Raw genomic sequence first — 16,794 nt, forward strand, 5'->3', positions numbered from 1 at the left:
TTGAAATGGCATCTGGTGTAAAACCCCGCGTCAAAGTACCAAAATCCGCTGCAGCAGGTGATACAATCACCATCAAAACGCTGATCAGCCACAAAATGGAATCCGGCCAACGCAAAGACGGCGACGGCAACGTAATTCCACGTTCGATCATCAACCGCTTTACCTGCGATTTTAATGGTCAGAATGTGGTGGATTTCACATTGCAGCCGGCGATCTCGACCAACCCATACCTTGAATTCGACGCCCTCGTGCCTGAGGCCGGGACGTTCACCTTTACTTGGTATGACGATGATGGCGACGTCTATGAAGACAGCAAAGACATCGCAATCGGTTAAGCGTCTGCATTCTCGGGAGGAATAAGAATGAATAAATTCACCAAAGGTTTAGGGGCCTGCATGACCGCGATTTTCGTGGCATCAGGTGCAATGGCCGAACCAGCAGACGATACACTGGTCATCAATGATGAGATCGAAATCGTCACACGCACAGCAGCCCCTGCGCATCTTTCCGATGCGCTGGACGAGGTCATGTCGGGTTGGTTGTTTCGGGGCGAAGAAACCCGTGACATGGAACGCGATGACTTCGACAACGCCGGTATGATCTTTGTCGAAAAGGCCGAAGATAAATGGAACGCTGCTGACGGTTCCGAGGGCAAATCCTGCGCGGATTGCCACGGTGCGTCCGAGGAAATGGCAGGCGTCCGTCCGGTATATCCAAAATACGTCGAAGCCGCTGGCGAAGTGCGTACCTTGGAAATGCAGATCAACGATTGCCGTGAAAACCGCATGGGTGCCGAAAAGTGGAAATACACCGGTGGTGACATGGTGAACATGACGGCGCTGTTGTCGTCGGTGTCACGTGGCATGCCTGTGAATATTGCCATTGACGGTCCCGCACAATCCACGTGGGAACAGGGCAAGGAAATCTATTACACCCGTTTTGGCCAGCTTGAACTGTCCTGCGCAAATTGCCACGAAGATAACTATGGCAACATGATCCGCGCAGACCACCTGAGCCAAGGCCAGATCAATGGTTTCCCAACCTACCGTCTGAAAAACGCCAAGCTGAATTCGGCGCATGCCCGTTTCAAGGGGTGTGTACGTGATACACGCGCCGAGACATTCAACCCCGGCAGCCCAGAGTTTGTGGCGCTGGAAATGTATGTCGGTTCGCGCGGCAACGGTCTGTCTGTCGAAGGGCCGTCCGTCCGCAACTAATTAACCAGTACCCCGCCCTGCATTCGCGGGGCGGGCTTTTTCGTCCACAACCTATTCAAACATGCGCATGTGAATGCGTAAGATTAAGGCCAGTCGCATGATCTCTCGCCGTGATTTCCTCCAAGCCAGCATGGCTGCAACCGCCCTTTACGGGGCATCATCTTTTGGTAACTGGGGCAAGCTGGCCGCTCAGCAGGCACTGACCCAAGACAAGCTGCTAGAGTTTGATACCTTTGGGAACGTCAGCCTGATCCACATCACCGACATTCACGCGCAGCTAAAACCGATCTATTTCCGCGAACCGTCGATCAACATCGGTGTAGGTGGCAACAAGGGGGCCGTGCCCCATGTGACCGGTGCCGACTTCCGCAAGCTGTACGGCATCGATGACGGCAGCCATTCGGCCTATGCGCTGACCTATAATGATTTCTCGGCGCTGGCGCAGGGCTATGGCAAGATGGGCGGCCTTGATCGCGTGTCGACAGTGATCAACCAGATCCGCGCCGACCGCCCTGACGCGTTGCTGCTGGATGGCGGCGATACGTGGCACGGCAGCTATACCTGCTATCAGACCCAAGGTCAGGACATGGTTAACGTCATGAACGCGCTCAAGCCTGATGCGATGACATTCCACTGGGAATTCACGCTGGGGTCTGACCGGGTGAATGAAATCGTCGAAGGGCTGCCCTTTGCGGCACTTGGCCAAAACATCTTTGACGCCGAATGGGACGAGCCGACCGAGCTGTTCCCGCCCTATAAGTTCTTTGAATCCGGTGGCGTGAAAATTGCCGTTATCGGGCAGGCATTTCCCTATATGCCCATCGCCAACCCCGGTTGGATGTTCCCCGAATACACCTTTGGTATCCGCGACGAACGGATGCAGGAAATGGTCGACGAAGTTCGCGCCAAAGGGGCTGAACTGGTCGTTTGCCTTAGCCACAATGGTTTCGACGTGGACAAACAGATGGCTGGCATTGTCACTGGCATCGACGTAATCCTGTCGGGTCACACACATGACGCGCTGCCCGAACCTGTGCTGGTCGGCGAAACCATCATCGTTGCCTCGGGATCAAACGGCAAATTCGTCAGCCGCGTCGATCTGGACGTGCAGAATGGCCGCATGATGGGCTTCCGCCACAAGTTGATCCCGATCTTCTCGGATGTGATTGCGCCGGATAAGGCGATCACCACCCTGATCGACGAACAGCGCGCGCCCTATGCCGAACAACTAAGCGAAGTCATCGGCAAGACCGCTGACGACACGCTGCTGTACCGTCGCGGTAATTTCAACGGCTCGTGGGACGATCTGATCTGCGACGCGCTGTTGTCTGAGCGCGAGGCCGATATCGCGCTAAGCCCCGGCGTTCGCTGGGGCCCGTCGATCCTGCCCGGTCAGGACATCACCCGCGAAGACATCTGGAACGTCACCTCGATGACCTATCCCGAAGCGTACCGTACTGAAATGACCGGCGAATTCCTGCATGTCGTGCTGGAAGACGTGGCCGATAACCTGTTCAACCCTGACCCCTATTACCAGCAGGGTGGCGATATGGTGCGCACCGGCGGCCTTGGCTACCGGATCGACGTGACCAAGCCGCAGGGCAGCCGCATCACCGAAATGACCCTGCTGAAAACAGGAGAGCTGATCGACCCCGCCAAGACCTATCAGGTTGCCGGTTGGGCCAGCGTTAACCAAGGCACCGAAGGTCCGCCAATTTGGGATGTTGTCGAAAGCCATATCCGCAAACTGGGTACCGTTTCGCTTGGCGAAAATACCAGCGTAACCGTCGACGGCGTCTAACGCCGACATCAATCAAAAAGAGGGAGGGGTTTGTCATGTCAGACACCTTTGAAGTCAAAAAAACGAACCGGCGTGCGTTCTTGCGTGGCGCGGCAACCGCAGGGGTTGGCGCATTGGCCGCCGGATCTGCGCGCGCGCAAACGCCTGATCCGCTGATCACGGAAACCCAAGACTGGGCGCAATCCTTTGGGGACGGCGTTGATGCCGCGCCTTACGGTCTGCCGATCGAGTATGAAAAAGATGTCGTTCGCCGCACGGTGGAATGGCTGACGGCCGACACGGTCAGTTCGATCAACTTTACGCCGATCCATGCGCTGGACGGCACGATCACGCCCCAAGGCTGCGCGTTCGAGCGTCACCATTCCGGTGCGATCGAGCTGAAGAAGGAAGACTACCGGTTGATGATCAACGGCTTGGTCGATCGTCCGCTGGTGTTTACCTATGCCGATCTCGAACGCTTTCCGCGCGAAAACCACACCTATTTTCTGGAATGCGCCGCCAACACCGGCATGGAATGGGCCGGCGCGCAGTTGAATGGCGCGCAGTTCACCCATGGCATGATCCACAACATGGAATATACCGGCGTGCCGCTGCGCACCCTGCTGGAAGAAGCGGGCTATGACACCGCTGGCAAATGGGTGTTCGTCGAAGGCGCTGATGCGTCGTCGAACGGGCGGTCGATCCCGATGGAAAAGGCACTGGACGACGTTCTGGTTGCGTTCAAAGCCAACGGCGAGGCGCTGCGCAAAGAACACGGATATCCTGTGCGCCTCGTCGTGCCCGGTTGGGAAGGCAACATGTGGGTCAAATGGATCCGCCGTATCGAAGTCACCGATGCCCCGGTCGAAAGCCGCGAAGAAACCAGCAAATACACCGACACGCTGGCCAACGGTATCAGCCGCAAATGGACATGGGAGATGGACGCGAAATCCGTCGTCACCTCGCCCAGCCCGCAGGCACCGATCACCCACGGCAAGGGTCCGTTGGTCATCACTGGCCTTGCATGGTCAGGACGCGGCGCGATCACCCGCGTGGACGTGTCCAAGGATGGCGGCAAAACGTGGGAAACCGCGCGCTTGGCCAAGCCCGGCGAGAAGATGGCGCTGACCCGCTTTTACCTCGACGTTGATTGGGACGGCGAGGAAATGTTCCTACAAAGCCGCGCGATGGATGAAACCGGATATGTGCAGCCTACAAAAACGCAACTGCGCGAGGTACGCGGGCTGAATTCGATCTATCACAACAACTGTATTCAAACCTGGTGGGTGCGCCCGAATGGGGAGGCTGAAAATGTCGAAGTTTCTTAAAACACTCTCTGTCGGTGCGGTTGCCACAATGCTGGCGCTGCCAGCGGTTGCGCAGACCTATGGTTTGGGCCGCGCAGCATTGCCCGAAGAAATTGCGGCCTGGAATTTGGACGTTCACCCCGATGGCACGGGCCTGCCCGAAGGCCAAGGGGACGCGATTGTTGGCGAAGAAATCTTTGCCGCCAAATGTGCCGCCTGCCACGGCGATTTCGCAGAAGGGATCGGCAACTGGCCGAAACTGGCCGGCGGTATGGATACGCTGGACCACGAAGACCCTCTGAAAACCGTGGGGTCGTATTGGCCTTATCTGTCGACCAGCTTTGACTACATCCGCCGTTCAATGCCCTATGGCAACGCCGGTACGCTGACGGCTGACGAGACCTATGCGATCGTCGCTTACATCCTGTATTCCAACGACTTGATCGAAGATGATTTCGTGCTGTCCAAGGAAACGTTTCTGGACGTGAAAATGCCAAACGCCGACGGGTTCATTCTGGATGACCGGATGGAAACCGAGGTCGCGATCTGGTCTGGCGAACCCTGCATGACCGATTGCAAAGACAGCGTCGAAGTCACCATGCGCGCGCTGGTTCTGGATGTGACCCCGGAAGAGGAAACCGCCGAGGCTGCCGCAGAAGAACCAGCAGCCGAACCCGCCGCAACAGCCGAACCGCAGCCAGCACCCGAGCCGGAAGTGGCCGCTGTTGACCCCGCCTTGATCGCTGCAGGGGAAAAGGTATTCCGCAAGTGCAAAGCATGCCACCAGGTCGGTGATGGTGCCAAGAACCGGTCAGGGCCAATCCTGAACGGTGTGGTTGGTGCCGCTGCTGGTCACATTGACGGGTTTAAATATTCCAAGGCGCTCAAGGAAAAAGCCGAAGAAGGTTTGGTCTGGAACGATGAAACCCTCGCCGCGTTTTTGGCAGGCCCCAAAAAATACATCAAAAAGACCAAGATGGGTTTCGCTGGCCTCAAGAAAGATGCGGATATCGAGGCAGTTATCGCCTACCTCGCGACTTTCACAGCGGACTGATCGGCGCAGTAAAGGTCGCGCAGCGATAGCCCGCGCGACCTATGCCGCCGCCAGCGGGTAACGAGACTGTTGGTATTTGGACGCGGCAGGGGCTATGATTGCATAAGGTATCAGGCGGGGCTGTACCGGCACCGCCGTGCCCAACCCTGAAAGGATGCATAAGATGAAACGAACCTTTGGTGCCCTTTTACTTTGCCTTGTTGCCGCGCCCGTCGCGGCCCAAGATCAAGCGATCACGTTCCCCTATGATGGCAGCTTTGAGGACGCGACCTTTGCCGTTGAAAATGCAATCATCGGCAAGGGGCTGGTGATTGATCACGTTAGCCACGTGGGCGACATGCTGAACCGTACCGGTGCCGATGTGGGCAGCGATGTCGAGATTTACGCAGCCGCGGATGTGTTTTTGTTCTGCTCGGCGGTGTTGTCACGCAAGGTGATGGAACTCGATCCGATGAACATCGCCCACTGCCCCTACAGCGTTTTCGTGACCGACATTGATGGCCAAGTTTCCATCGGCTACCCCACCTATCCCGAAGGGCCGATGCAAGAGGTTCAGGCGTTTCTGGACGATCTCGCACAAAACGCGCTCGACGGGTTCTAGAGCCTATTCAAACTCCATCTGTTCGAACACGCGGCCCGCGTTTTTAGTGGCCAGTTCCTCGAATGTATCCAGATGGGCATAGGGCGATTGGTCGACGTAATATGCGTCGGCCAGTGATCCGCCTGCATGCAGATGTTCCCCGATTTTGCCACGCAGATATTCGAGATACCCCTTGGTATAGCGCCGTACCTGCGCCATGTTTGTGGGGTGGCCGTGGCCGGGAATGACATAGGTCGCGCCGAGTGCCTCGAACGGGCCATCCCAGGTTCCCAACCATTCATCGGTCAAGGTGTCGGGAAAGATCGGCAGCATCCGTTCGTGAAACGCCATGTCACCCGCGATGACCAGACTTTGTTCGGGCAGCCAGACCACGATATCGCCGGGACTATGCGAGGGGCCAAGATGCAGCGCCTCGATACGGAAATCACCCATTTCAACGGAATATGTGTCGTCAAAGGTTTCCGTGGGCGGGGTCAGTTCGGTGCCGTCTGCACGTTCCTTTAGCCGCGCTTGCGCGGCGCGCAGCGATCCGGGGCCTTCATCCTCAAACGCTTCTGCGGCATCGGTCTGGGCAATGATCGTGACGCCCTGTTCAGCCCAATAGGTGTTGCCCAGCATCGCGTGGCCTTGGCCGTTTTCGTTGAACACCAGCTTGACCGGTTGTTCGGTAACGGCCTTGATCTCGTCATGCAAGGCCTTGGCCAGTTGGTATGATCCGCCGCTGTTGATCACGACAACCCCATCACCGGTGACGATGAAACTTAGGTTATTATTGTGCCCTGCGTTTTCATAGGTGGGTGGCGCGGTGGCCCCGATGGCGGAAAATACATGCGGGATGAATTCCACCGGTTTGGAGTATAAAACCGAACCCGGATATTGATCCGCGATATCCTCACTTGCGAAGGCGGGCAGGGAGATGAGGGCGACGGCAACTGTCAGCGCGCGCAGGGTCATAGGTCGGTCCTGAAGGTGAAGCCGTCGGTGGTTTTTTCGATCCGCCCCAGCCCACCATGACCAAGGTGAAAGCCGACGATAGGCATGTTTGCCGTGGCCAGATCATTGATCAGTCCGACACGTGTTTTCGCGGCCAACGTCTGGTCTTGGTCAGACCCAGATTCCCACGCGGGTCGGGCCAAGGCGATGTGATCATTGCCGATACTATCGCCCACAATCATCACGGCCGTGTTTTCGGCACGAACCTCAAACGCCATATGGCCGGGGGTGTGGCCCGGGGTCATGCGCGCACCAACGCCTGGCAAAACTTCGTCACCGTCGTTAAAGAACTGCATCCGGTCAGCCACAACACCCAACCGCCGCGCAGCCCCCACGGCAAAGGCCTGACGGCCGCTGTCGATGGTGTTCACGGTATTCGGATCGGTCCAATAGTCCCATTCGGTTTGCCCGATATAATGGGTCGCGTTGGTAAACAGGGCATCGCCAAAATCGTCCAGCACCCCCCATAGATGGTCGGGATGGCCATGGGTCAGCACCAAATCGGTGATGTCTTCCGGGGCGACGCCTAGGGCATCAAGTGCATCCATCATTTTGCCAGCGGTGGGCATAAACTCTGATCCCGATCCCGCGTCAAAGAGCACGACACGACCGTTTCCGCGCAGCAGGCTTAGGTTACAGGGCGGCGTGAGTTGATCATATTCCTGACCAAGCCGGTTCAGGATCGGCATCAATCCATCTATGGGCATGGGGCCGAAAATAAAACTGCCGGGAAGCGTCAGGTGGCCATCGCTCACCACGTCCAGCGTCATGTTTCCAACAGCCATCTGGGCGTGCAGCAAACCGGGCAAACCCATCATTGCGCCGGCTGCGACACCTTGCAGCATGAAGTCGCGTCTATTCGTGACCATAATCCGCTTCCCTCTTTAAAAATTCCATAGTATGAATATGTATTAAGACGCGCCGTCGCGCAAGACTTGTTCGCGATGCGTTTTTCCGCTGTAGAGGAGCATGATGTCATGACGGACTACCCAGTAGATATGAGCGTAACCCCAGAAGTTTCTGGCCATTTCGACCCGGCAACCAACACGATCAGCTATATCGTGCGTGACCCCAACTCGAATGCCTGCGCGATTGTCGACTCGGTCATGGACATTGATTATGCGGCGGGTCGCATCACCTATGATCACGCTGACAACCTGATCGCCGAGATCGAGAATAAAGGCCTGAAGTTGGAGTGGATCATCGAGACCCATGTCCACGCCGACCACCTGTCAGCAGCACCTTACATCCAGCAAAAGCTGGGGGGTAAAATTGGCGTCGGTGAAAAGATCATGGTGGTTCAGGACACCTTTGGCAAAGTGTTCAACGAGGGCACCGAATTCCAGCGGGACGGGTCGCAGTTCGATGCTTTGTTCAAGGATGGGGATACGTATAAAATCGGTGGCATGGACTGCTTTGCCATGTACACGCCCGGCCACACGCCCGCCTGTATGGTGCATGTGATGGGCAATGCCGCCTTTGTCGGGGACACGTTGTTTATGCCCGACGGCGGATCGGCGCGGGCGGATTTCCCCGGTGGCGATGCGGGGCAACTCTATGACAGCATCCAAAAGGTACTAAGCCTGCCGGACGATATGCGCCTGTTCATGTGCCATGACTATGGCCCCAACGGCCGCGATATTCAGTGGGAAACCACGGTCGGCGAAGAAAAAGCCCACAACATTCACGTCGGTGGCGGCAAAAGCCGCGAGGAGTTCATTGCCTTCCGCACGGAACGTGATGCGCAACTGGATATGCCAAAACTGATTATCCCGTCGCTGCAGGTCAACATGCGCGCGGGCCACATTCCCAAAGACAAGGATGGGAATACAGTCCTCAAGGTGCCGGTAAACGGCCTGTAAGTACGCAGACACCTCGGGCAAATGTACAAAAACCGGCGGCGCGGACATCTGTCATCAATCTGTTGGCATGGGCTGATGCGAAAAGGCCGTAGTGGGCAGACCACGCCCGAGGTCTTGTTTGCGAAACTTGACCAATATCAAGGGTGACAGCCCCCGAGTAAGGGACAACCCGAACAGGCTGGATGTCATCCGGCCTGACATCACTTAACGAAAGTCTGCGCGATAATGCCTCAGAACCTGACCAAATATCTGCCGATCCTTGACTGGGGGCGCAGCTATAACAAAACGTCGCTGTCCAATGATCTGATGGCCGCAGTGATCGTGACGATCATGCTGATCCCGCAGTCCTTGGCCTATGCGCTGTTGGCGGGGCTACCGCCCGAGGCCGGGCTTTATGCGTCGATTGTGCCCATCCTTCTTTATGCGATCTTTGGCACCAGTCGCGCCTTGGCCGTGGGGCCGGTTGCCGTTGTATCGCTGATGACGGCGGCGGCCTTGGGCAATATCGCCGATCAAGGCACGATGGGCTATGCCGTTGCCGCCCTAACGCTGGCGTTTCTGTCGGGGGCGATTTTGCTGGCGATGGGCGTGTTCAAGCTGGGCTTTCTCGCCAATTTCCTGTCCCATCCGGTCATCGCTGGTTTCATCACCGCGTCAGGTGTGATTATCGCCGCAAGCCAGATCAAGCATATTTTGGGCATCAGCGCGTCGGGCGAAAACCTGATCGAACTGCTCCATTCCATCGTGATCCATCTGGGCGACACGAATTGGATCACCATGATCATCGGGGTTTCGGCAACGGCGTTTTTGTTTTGGGTCCGCAGGGGGCTCAAGCCGTTTTTGAAATCCAAAGGGGTCAGCGCAGGGGCGGCAGATGTCGCGACCAAGGCGGGGCCCGTAGCCGCTGTCGTTCTCACAACCGTCGTCGTCTGGCTGTTTGATTTAGCGGGCCATGGCGTGCGCATTGTCGGCGCAGTCCCGCAAAGCTTGCCACCGCTGACCATGCCCGACTTTTCCTTTGATTTGATGGGCGCACTGTTGCTGCCTGCGATCCTGATCTCGGTCATCGGCTTTGTTGAATCCATTTCGGTTGCGCAGACCTTGGCCGCGAAAAAACGCCAGCGCATCGACCCCGACCAAGAGCTGATCGGCTTGGGCACTGCAAACCTGGGTGCCGCGTTTACGGGCGGTTTTCCGGTGACGGGCGGGTTTTCCCGATCTGTTGTGAACTTTGACGCGGGGGCTGAAACCCCGGCGGCGGGCGCATTTACCGCTGTCGGCTTGGCCATTGCCGCGCTTGCCTTGACGCCCTTGGTATTTTTCCTGCCGCAAGCCACGCTGGCGGCGACTATCATCGTTGCGGTGCTGACCTTGGTCGATTTCACCATTCTCAAGAAAGCGTGGGGATATTCCAAGGCTGATTTCGCGGCTGTCCTTGCTACGATGCTGGTCACCTTGGGGAGCGGTGTTGAACTGGGCGTGACCTGCGGTGTGGTCCTGTCGATATTCCTGCACCTTTATAAAACCACCAAACCGCATATCGCCGAGGTGGGGCTGGTGCCCAGCACCGAGCATTTCCGCAACATTCACCGCCACGCGGTCGAAACCGATCCCAGCATTCTGACCTTACGCATCGACGAAAGCCTGTATTTCGCCAATGCGCGTTTTCTTGAGGATTATATTTATGATCGTCTGGCGGGCGACGTTGATATCAAACACGTTGTGCTCATGTGCTCTGCCATCAATGAAATCGACTTTAGCGCGCTGGAATCTCTTGAGGCGATTAATGCCCGGCTCAAGGATATGGGGATCAAGCTGCACCTGTCCGAGGTCAAAGGCCCTGTGATGGACCGGCTGCAAAAGCAGCACTTTATCGCGGACCTGACGGGCCAAGTGTTTTTGTCCCAGCATGCGGCCTATGACGCGCTAAAAAATTCCGCCACCTAAGTTACATCCATTTGCAAGTTTATTTCTGATCGTTACAACGGTCCCGAGGGCCGTCTGCGAAACACTGTTCCGCAGACGGCGGAGGAGCCAGTTCAGGAATAACCGATGATATCGATCAACCCACCCATACCGCCCAGCATGCCAGCCAAGAATATCGTAGAGGCCGTGCGCGCCAACGCACAGGCGGACCCTGACAAGCTGGCACTGGTCTGCGAGGCGCAGCAGGTCACGTGGGGCGCGTTCAATACGCGGATCAACAAAATCGCCAATCTGATCCTGTCGCTTGGGGTCAAGAAGGGCGATAATATCGCAATCATCTCTCCCAACTCGATCCCCTATGCGGAACTGTTCATGGGTATCTTGCGGGCGGGTGCCTGCGTGACGCCGCTGTCGACAATGGCGTCGCCTGATGCCTTGCAAAAGATGCTGACCGATTGCGGTGCGCGGGCGATTTTTGTCGCAGCGCAGTATCTTGATCTGGTGGATGGGTTTGTGGCCGATCTGGATATCGCCCGTTTTGCGATTGATTTCGACCATGCGGCATTTGCTGCCTATGATGCGGCGGTCGAGGCGGCGGATGATACTGACCCCGATATCGCGCTGGATTTGTCGGATGCGTTCAACCTGATTTACTCATCCGGGACCACCGGCACCCCCAAGGGCATCTTGCACAATCACGCGATGCGAACCGCGCAGATGGAACGCGTCACGCCGAACGGATACGATGATGACGCGCGCACGCTGCTGTCTACGCCGCTGTATTCCAACACCACAATCGTGTCGTTCCTGCCCACGCTTTATGGCGGGTCGACCGTCTATTTGATGCCGAAATTCGACGCGCGCGGATATCTTGAGATCGTGCAGCGGGAAAAGATTACGCACACCATGCTGGTGCCCGTCCAATACAAGCGCATTATGGATATACCCGACTTTGACAATTTTGATCTGTCTTCCATGAAGGTCAAGTTCTCCACCTCGGCCCCTTTGCGCGCCGAGTTAAAGGCCGATGTGCTGGCCCGTTTCCCCGGTAAACTGCTCGAATACTACGGGTTGACCGAGGGCGGCGGCGTGACGGTGCTGAACTCGTCCGAACACCCTGACAAGCTGCACACTGTCGGGCAACTGGCCCCCGGCAATGACATCCGCCTGATTGACGAGGCCGGTAATGAAGTGCCCCAAGGGCAGGTCGGAGAAATTTGCGGCCGCGGCCCCACCATGATGGCAGGCTATTTCGGACGCGATGATCTGACGGCCGATTACATCTGGCGCGATGCCGAGGGCAACGTCTTTTTCCGCTCTGGCGACATGGGCCGCTTTGACGAGGATGGGTTTCTGATCCTGTCAGACCGCAAGAAAGACATGATCATTTCGGGCGGCTTGAACATCTATGCAGATGACCTTGAACTGGTGTTGCTGGCCGATCCTGACGTGACCGATGCCGCCGTGATCGGCGTGCCGTCCGACGCTTGGGGCGAGACGCCATATGGCTTGGTCGTCTTGCGCGGTGGGGCCACCCGCACTGCCGAACAAATCTGTGCCGATGCGAACGCGAAATTGGGCAAAAGCCAGCGCCTGTCAGCGGTCGAGGCGCGCGAAGTATTGCCGCGCAGCTCCATCGGGAAAATCCTGAAAAAAGAACTCCGCATCCCGTTTTGGGAAAATGCGAACACCTGAGCCAAAGGAATATAACGTGAGTACCCAAGACGATACGCCAATGAACGGTGCCGAAAGCCTTGTGAAAACCCTGCTCGATAGCGGGCTGGATACGTGTTTCACCAACCCCGGCACGTCCGAGATGCATTTTGTTGCGGCCCTTGACCATGTGCCGGGAATGCGGTCGATCCTTGTGCTGCAAGAGGACGTCGCCACCGGTGCCGCCGACGGGTATTTCCGCATGGCTGGAAAACCCGCCTGCACTCTGCTGCATCTTGGTCCGGGTCTCGCCAATGGTTTGTCGAACCTGCACAACGCCAAAAAGGCCGGTTCTGGTGTGGTGAACATCGTCGGCGAACATGCCGTAAGCCACATTGAGCTGGACGCGCCGCTGACCTCGGACATCGAAGGCATCGCAAGGCCGGTATCGCATTGGGTACACACATCGCTGTCGGCCACTGATGTAGGCGCGGATGCGGCCAAGGCTGTGCATGCGGCCAATGTGGCACCGGGGCAGGTGGCCACGCTGATGCTGCCCAGCGACACGGCGTGGAACGACGGCGGTAAAGTCGCTGCGCCGCTCGCGGCGACACCGCGGCCCAGCTATGATCAAGACGCATTGGAAAGCGCCATCGCAGCGTTGTCCGGCCCTGACAGCCTGTTGTTGCTGGGCGGTGCCGCGTTGGATGAACAGACGTTGGAAACAGCCGGGCGCATTGCCGCAAAAACGGGCTGCAAGCTGCTCTGCGAATGGGCGAACTCCAAGCTTGAGCGCGGGGCAGGGCGGGTCATCGTTAACCGCGTGCCATACCCGATTGATCAGGCGCTCGAGGCACTGGCACCGTTCAAGCGGATTGTGCTGGTCGGTGCCCGCGCGCCCATCGGGTTCTTTGCCTATCCGGGCAAGCCTGCGATCCTGACTGCACCTGGGACGGATATTATCGAGCTTTGCAAGACATCCCAAGACATCGCGGGGGCGCTGGATGCGCTGTGCACGGGCGCAGATGCGCAAGACACAGCGCCCGCAAAAGTCGCCCAGCCTGTTGTGCCGGAAAAACCCACCGGCCCGCTGGACCCCGACGGGATTGCTTCGGTTCTGAGCCGCGTGATGCCTGAAAACGCCATCGTCGTGGACGAGGCGATTACCACCGGCCGTGCGTTTTTTCCGGTCACGGCAGGTGCCCCAAAACACACATGGCTGAACAACTGTGGTGGCTCTATCGGCTATGGCTTGCCCGTTTCAATCGGTGCGGCGGTGGCTTGCCCGGATCGCAAGGTTCTGGCCTTGGTTGGCGATGGCAGCGCGATGTACACCATTCAGGCGCTTTGGACGCTGGCGCGTGAACAGCTGGACGTGACGATCGTGATTTTCGCCAACCGCGTTTACAAAATCCTGCGCGGAGAGTTGACGAATGTGGGTGTCACCAACGCTGGCCCCAAGGCGATGGACATGCTGTCGCTTGACCAGCCTACGCTAAAGTTCGTCGAAATGGCGCAGTCTATGGGCGTCGAGGCAACGCAGGTCACCGATTGCGAGGCACTGGAGCTGGCGATTGAAACCGGACTGGCGACCAAAGGCCCGTATCTGATCGAAGCCGTGCTTTAGAAGCCACTGGCCGAGTAACAAAAAAGCCCCCCGCTTCGATGTGAAGCGGGGGGCTTTTTCTATCTGCTGAACGGCCTTAACGCTCTGCGCCGCCCTCTGCATCGTTGGCATCATCACTGTCAGGCACATCGTCCTTCTTGATCTGCTTGGTCTTGCTCTTCTTGGGCGATGATTTTTCGTTTTTCTGGGGGCCTTCGATCTTGAACGGCTGGGTGGTGCCATCCTTGTTTTCGCCCAGCCAGATGGTTTGCTGTGGGAACGGAATCTCAATGCCGCGCTCGTCAAACACCATCTTGAGATACCCATTGAACATCCGGCCAATTGTCCATTGCTTGCCGGGCTTTGTCTTCATCCGCGTGCGCAGCACAACCGCGCTGTCCCCCAAGGATTGCACGCCGAACCATTCCAATTCGCTGATGATATCATCGGCAATATCAGGTTCGTTTTTGGTCATCCGGTCAAAGGCCTCGAACATGGCCTGCTTGGCCTCTTCGATATTCTCGCGGTAGGCGATGCCCATGTCGGTCAAGGTATACGCAAACCCGCGCATGTAGTTGCTAACCATATCCACCGTCGAAAACGGGATCATGTGGAACACGCCCTGCACATCGCGTAGCGATACCGACCGCACAGACAGCTTTTCAACCGTCCCCGTGGTGCCGCCCACCGTGATCACATCACCCACGTTGATGACGTTTTCGAACTGGATGAAAATACCGGTGATGATGTCTTGAACCATCTTTTGTGCACCAAAACCGATGGCCAGACCCAACACCCCAGCCGACGCCAGCAGCGGGCCGATATCCAGACCAATCTCGCTAAGCACGAACATCAGCGTTAGGATGATCAACGCAATCGTCGCGGCATTGCGCATCAGACCCCACAAGGTCGTCTCGCGGGACGTCGGCACCGCGCCATATTCGGGGTTCAGTTTATAATCGACAAAGGATGTCAGGGCCAACCAGATGCCAAAAGCCACAGTCAGGATCAACCCGACCGAGATCAGCGCCGTGGTCACCGCCAGCCCGAATTTGCTTTCCAGCCAGCCTTTCATGTCGATCATGCCGATGACATCCAGCGCGAACATCAGCACGCAGATCAAAAGGATCAATCGCAATGCGCTGAACGCCCTTGGGACAAAGGTGTTGATCCGGCGTTCAAGCAGCGGGAGCTTTTCATTGATGTCTTGGGGCAGGGAAATGCCGCGATGAACCGCACGGGCCAGCACACCGGACAGCAATGCCGCCACGATGATCGCCGCCAGAATTTTGCCCGAGCCCACAATGGCGTTCCAGGTCACGTCCGCCGGTTGGGTCATCACGACAATGAACATCGCGGCGATATAGGCCAAGACGACCCAGTGCCAGATACCGGCCAGCGCACGCAGGAACCGCATGATGAAGCTGTCTTTGCGGTCCTGTACGGGCGGCTGTTCCGCGTTGGCGGGCTGATCGGGGGTTGGTTCATCTTGCAACCACAGGGCCACATCCTTGCGGCGGCGCAGGACGACATAGACGAGATAGAGCAGCACAATCACCGACAGCAGCGCAGATACGGCAGAGGCAGCTGCAGCATTTACGTTCTGGTTGATAATCGGCACGATCAGCAATTGGCCATAGCCCAGCAGGCTGACAACAACGCCAAGGTACAGGTTCAAAACCCGCGCCGCGAAATCGCTGACAGGAACAATGCGCAAGCCGGATGCAACGGGCGAAAGGAATGCGCGGATCACGACTTTGGTCATTTCGACCAGCAGAAACGCGTTGAGGTATAGCGATTGTGTGATGCCAATCTCGCCGGACTCTCCAATCGCCAAAAGGGCAATCAAATAGCCGGCGGCCCATGCAACGATCACGATGAAAGCATCAAGCAGGTTTGACCGGATGAACAACACGATCGAGCGGAAAATACCGACGTTTTCGGCCCTCTCGCCCATCCGCGTATATAGGTGGCGGGCAAAATAGCGCAGGACAAAGAAAATGGCGAAGGTGATCGCAATCACAGCCAAAAGGCTTTGAAGTGCGTCGATCAGTACGGAAAACTCGGTCCCGCTTAGGCCGGAAAGAACGCCCTCGCCCCCGGTGACACCGCCCTTGAGCGATGCCCAGAACGTCGTTACCGTCGCGGCAGAGCTTTCGACGAATTGCTGGGTCGTTGTGGCGATCTGGCCGACAATCGACATGCTTTCCTCGCCCGCGGTTTCAGCGTTGCTGTCATCTTTTGCCGCAGTTTCACCTTCGTCTTCTGGTGTGATGGTCTTTTCCAGATCCGCGATCAGTTCGGCGCGGGCGTCATCGTCTTTCAGAACTTCAAGCAGGGTCGCCAGCGGCGTTTTATCACCCTCGGATGCAGTGTCTGAGCTTGCGTCGCTTGAGCTGGAGCCACCACCGCCGGTGAACAGCGATTGCGCCTGTGTTGAAACCGGGAATAGCGACAACAGACTGACCATGATGACCGCCGCAATAAGCTGTAGAATTTTGCCGGGGTGGGCAGTTGCCTTGGAAAGGTTATTCATTGTCACTCTCTTTTTCAGACCGATTGATCACGCACAGGGGGCGCGCCGCGCCCGCCGAATGGGCTGGTGCCTTATGGGGGAGGCGTGGTGTAAAGAGAAGTAAGTTATTTGGGGTAAATGTCGACCATTTGCACGGTTGAAGGGATCAATTGCCCCATCAACGATGATTGGGGCAAATCCACTTGAGGCAAATTTTAAGAGGGGGCTGTGCAGCAAAGGTGCTGGCAGGTGCCCGGTTGCCCGGACACCTGAATTAGAT

13 protein-coding genes are annotated in these 16,794 nt (G+C 57.2%); 10 read left to right on the forward strand and 3 right to left on the reverse strand.

Annotation, left to right across the window (positions count from 1 at the left end):
* Positions 1-5: 5 nt before the first annotated feature.
* The 6 genes from soxZ to AADJ11_RS05830 all read left to right on the forward strand — a co-directional run bounded on the left by soxZ (position 6) and on the right by AADJ11_RS05830 (position 5,959).
* The gene (gene soxZ, locus AADJ11_RS05805; protein WP_341233578.1) at positions 6-335 is read left to right on the forward strand and encodes a thiosulfate oxidation carrier complex protein SoxZ; all 330 of its coding nucleotides are present in this window, start codon (positions 6-8) and stop codon (positions 333-335) included.
* Positions 336-362: 27 nt separating this feature from the next.
* A complete protein-coding gene (gene soxA / locus AADJ11_RS05810) occupies positions 363-1,217 on the forward strand; it encodes a sulfur oxidation c-type cytochrome SoxA (protein ID WP_341233579.1) in 855 nt (284 codons plus the stop codon).
* 97 nt (positions 1,218-1,314) lie between these two features.
* Complete coding sequence (gene soxB / locus AADJ11_RS05815) at positions 1,315-3,018, forward strand: thiosulfohydrolase SoxB (protein WP_341233674.1); 1,704 nt, start codon at positions 1,315-1,317, stop codon at positions 3,016-3,018.
* 35 nt (positions 3,019-3,053) lie between these two features.
* A complete protein-coding gene (gene soxC / locus AADJ11_RS05820) occupies positions 3,054-4,325 on the forward strand; it encodes a sulfite dehydrogenase (RefSeq protein ID WP_341233580.1) in 1,272 nt (423 codons plus the stop codon).
* Positions 4,309-5,358: a c-type cytochrome gene (locus AADJ11_RS05825; protein ID WP_341233581.1), complete on the forward strand. Its 1,050-nt coding sequence runs from the start codon at positions 4,309-4,311 to the stop codon at positions 5,356-5,358. Before soxC ends, AADJ11_RS05825 begins: the two co-directional genes overlap by 17 nt.
* Before the next feature lie 154 nt (positions 5,359-5,512).
* The gene (locus tag AADJ11_RS05830) at positions 5,513-5,959 is read left to right on the forward strand and encodes a DUF302 domain-containing protein (protein WP_341233582.1); all 447 of its coding nucleotides are present in this window, start codon (positions 5,513-5,515) and stop codon (positions 5,957-5,959) included.
* A gap of 3 nt (positions 5,960-5,962) precedes the next feature.
* Here the strand turns inward: AADJ11_RS05830 and AADJ11_RS05835 are convergent, their stop codons facing one another.
* Both AADJ11_RS05835 and AADJ11_RS05840 read right to left on the reverse strand, forming a co-directional pair.
* Positions 5,963-6,913 (reverse strand): MBL fold metallo-hydrolase, encoded by a 951-nt coding sequence (locus AADJ11_RS05835; RefSeq protein WP_341233583.1) that lies wholly within the window; start codon positions 6,911-6,913, stop codon positions 5,963-5,965.
* On the reverse strand, positions 6,910-7,821 hold the full coding sequence (locus AADJ11_RS05840) for an MBL fold metallo-hydrolase (RefSeq protein ID WP_341233584.1): 912 nt from the start codon (positions 7,819-7,821) through the stop codon (positions 6,910-6,912). The genes AADJ11_RS05835 and AADJ11_RS05840 overlap by 4 nt, the downstream gene beginning before the upstream one ends.
* A gap of 108 nt (positions 7,822-7,929) precedes the next feature.
* Between AADJ11_RS05840 and AADJ11_RS05845 the strand changes: the two genes are divergently transcribed.
* The 4 genes from AADJ11_RS05845 (at position 7,930) to AADJ11_RS05860 (ending at position 14,020) form a co-directional block, all read left to right on the forward strand.
* Complete coding sequence (locus AADJ11_RS05845; RefSeq protein ID WP_341233585.1) at positions 7,930-8,814, forward strand: MBL fold metallo-hydrolase; 885 nt, start codon at positions 7,930-7,932, stop codon at positions 8,812-8,814.
* Between the two features lie 225 nt (positions 8,815-9,039).
* A complete protein-coding gene (gene sulP, locus AADJ11_RS05850; RefSeq protein WP_341233586.1) occupies positions 9,040-10,761 on the forward strand; it encodes a sulfate permease in 1,722 nt (573 codons plus the stop codon).
* Between the two features lie 105 nt (positions 10,762-10,866).
* Positions 10,867-12,435, forward strand: coding sequence for a class I adenylate-forming enzyme family protein (locus AADJ11_RS05855; protein WP_341233587.1), 1,569 nt, complete (start codon positions 10,867-10,869; stop codon positions 12,433-12,435).
* A 16-nt stretch (positions 12,436-12,451) separates the two neighbouring features.
* Positions 12,452-14,020 carry an acetolactate synthase large subunit gene (locus AADJ11_RS05860; RefSeq protein WP_341233588.1) on the forward strand — a complete coding sequence of 523 codons (1,569 nt, stop codon included), beginning with the start codon at positions 12,452-12,454 and terminating at the stop codon, positions 14,018-14,020.
* 76 nt (positions 14,021-14,096) lie between these two features.
* Here the strand turns inward: AADJ11_RS05860 and AADJ11_RS05865 are convergent, their stop codons facing one another.
* The gene (locus tag AADJ11_RS05865) at positions 14,097-16,535 is read right to left on the reverse strand and encodes a mechanosensitive ion channel domain-containing protein (RefSeq protein WP_341233589.1); all 2,439 of its coding nucleotides are present in this window, start codon (positions 16,533-16,535) and stop codon (positions 14,097-14,099) included.
* Positions 16,536-16,794 lie beyond the last annotated feature (259 nt).

This window comes from uncultured Sulfitobacter sp. (assembly GCF_964021855.1).
GTDB lineage: Bacteria > Pseudomonadota > Alphaproteobacteria > Rhodobacterales > Rhodobacteraceae > Sulfitobacter.

What these genes read in the sequence shown, in the direction of transcription:
- AADJ11_RS05865 (WP_341233589.1), bottom strand. Translation starts at nt 16,535, where the DNA reads ATGAATAACCTTTCCAAGGCAACTGCCCACCCCGGCAAAATTCTACAG.
- soxA (WP_341233579.1), top strand. Translation starts at nt 363, where the DNA reads ATGAATAAATTCACCAAAGGTTTAGGGGCCTGCATGACCGCGATTTTC.
- soxC (WP_341233580.1), top strand. Translation starts at nt 3,054, where the DNA reads ATGTCAGACACCTTTGAAGTCAAAAAAACGAACCGGCGTGCGTTCTTG.
- AADJ11_RS05845 (WP_341233585.1), top strand. Translation starts at nt 7,930, where the DNA reads ATGACGGACTACCCAGTAGATATGAGCGTAACCCCAGAAGTTTCTGGC.
- soxZ (WP_341233578.1), top strand. Translation starts at nt 6, where the DNA reads ATGGCATCTGGTGTAAAACCCCGCGTCAAAGTACCAAAATCCGCTGCA.
- AADJ11_RS05835 (WP_341233583.1), bottom strand. Translation starts at nt 6,913, where the DNA reads ATGACCCTGCGCGCGCTGACAGTTGCCGTCGCCCTCATCTCCCTGCCC.
- AADJ11_RS05840 (WP_341233584.1), bottom strand. Translation starts at nt 7,821, where the DNA reads ATGGTCACGAATAGACGCGACTTCATGCTGCAAGGTGTCGCAGCCGGC.
- sulP (WP_341233586.1), top strand. Translation starts at nt 9,040, where the DNA reads ATGCCTCAGAACCTGACCAAATATCTGCCGATCCTTGACTGGGGGCGC.
- soxB (WP_341233674.1), top strand. Translation starts at nt 1,315, where the DNA reads ATGATCTCTCGCCGTGATTTCCTCCAAGCCAGCATGGCTGCAACCGCC.
- AADJ11_RS05825 (WP_341233581.1), top strand. Translation starts at nt 4,309, where the DNA reads ATGTCGAAGTTTCTTAAAACACTCTCTGTCGGTGCGGTTGCCACAATG.
- AADJ11_RS05830 (WP_341233582.1), top strand. Translation starts at nt 5,513, where the DNA reads ATGCATAAGATGAAACGAACCTTTGGTGCCCTTTTACTTTGCCTTGTT.
- AADJ11_RS05855 (WP_341233587.1), top strand. Translation starts at nt 10,867, where the DNA reads ATGATATCGATCAACCCACCCATACCGCCCAGCATGCCAGCCAAGAAT.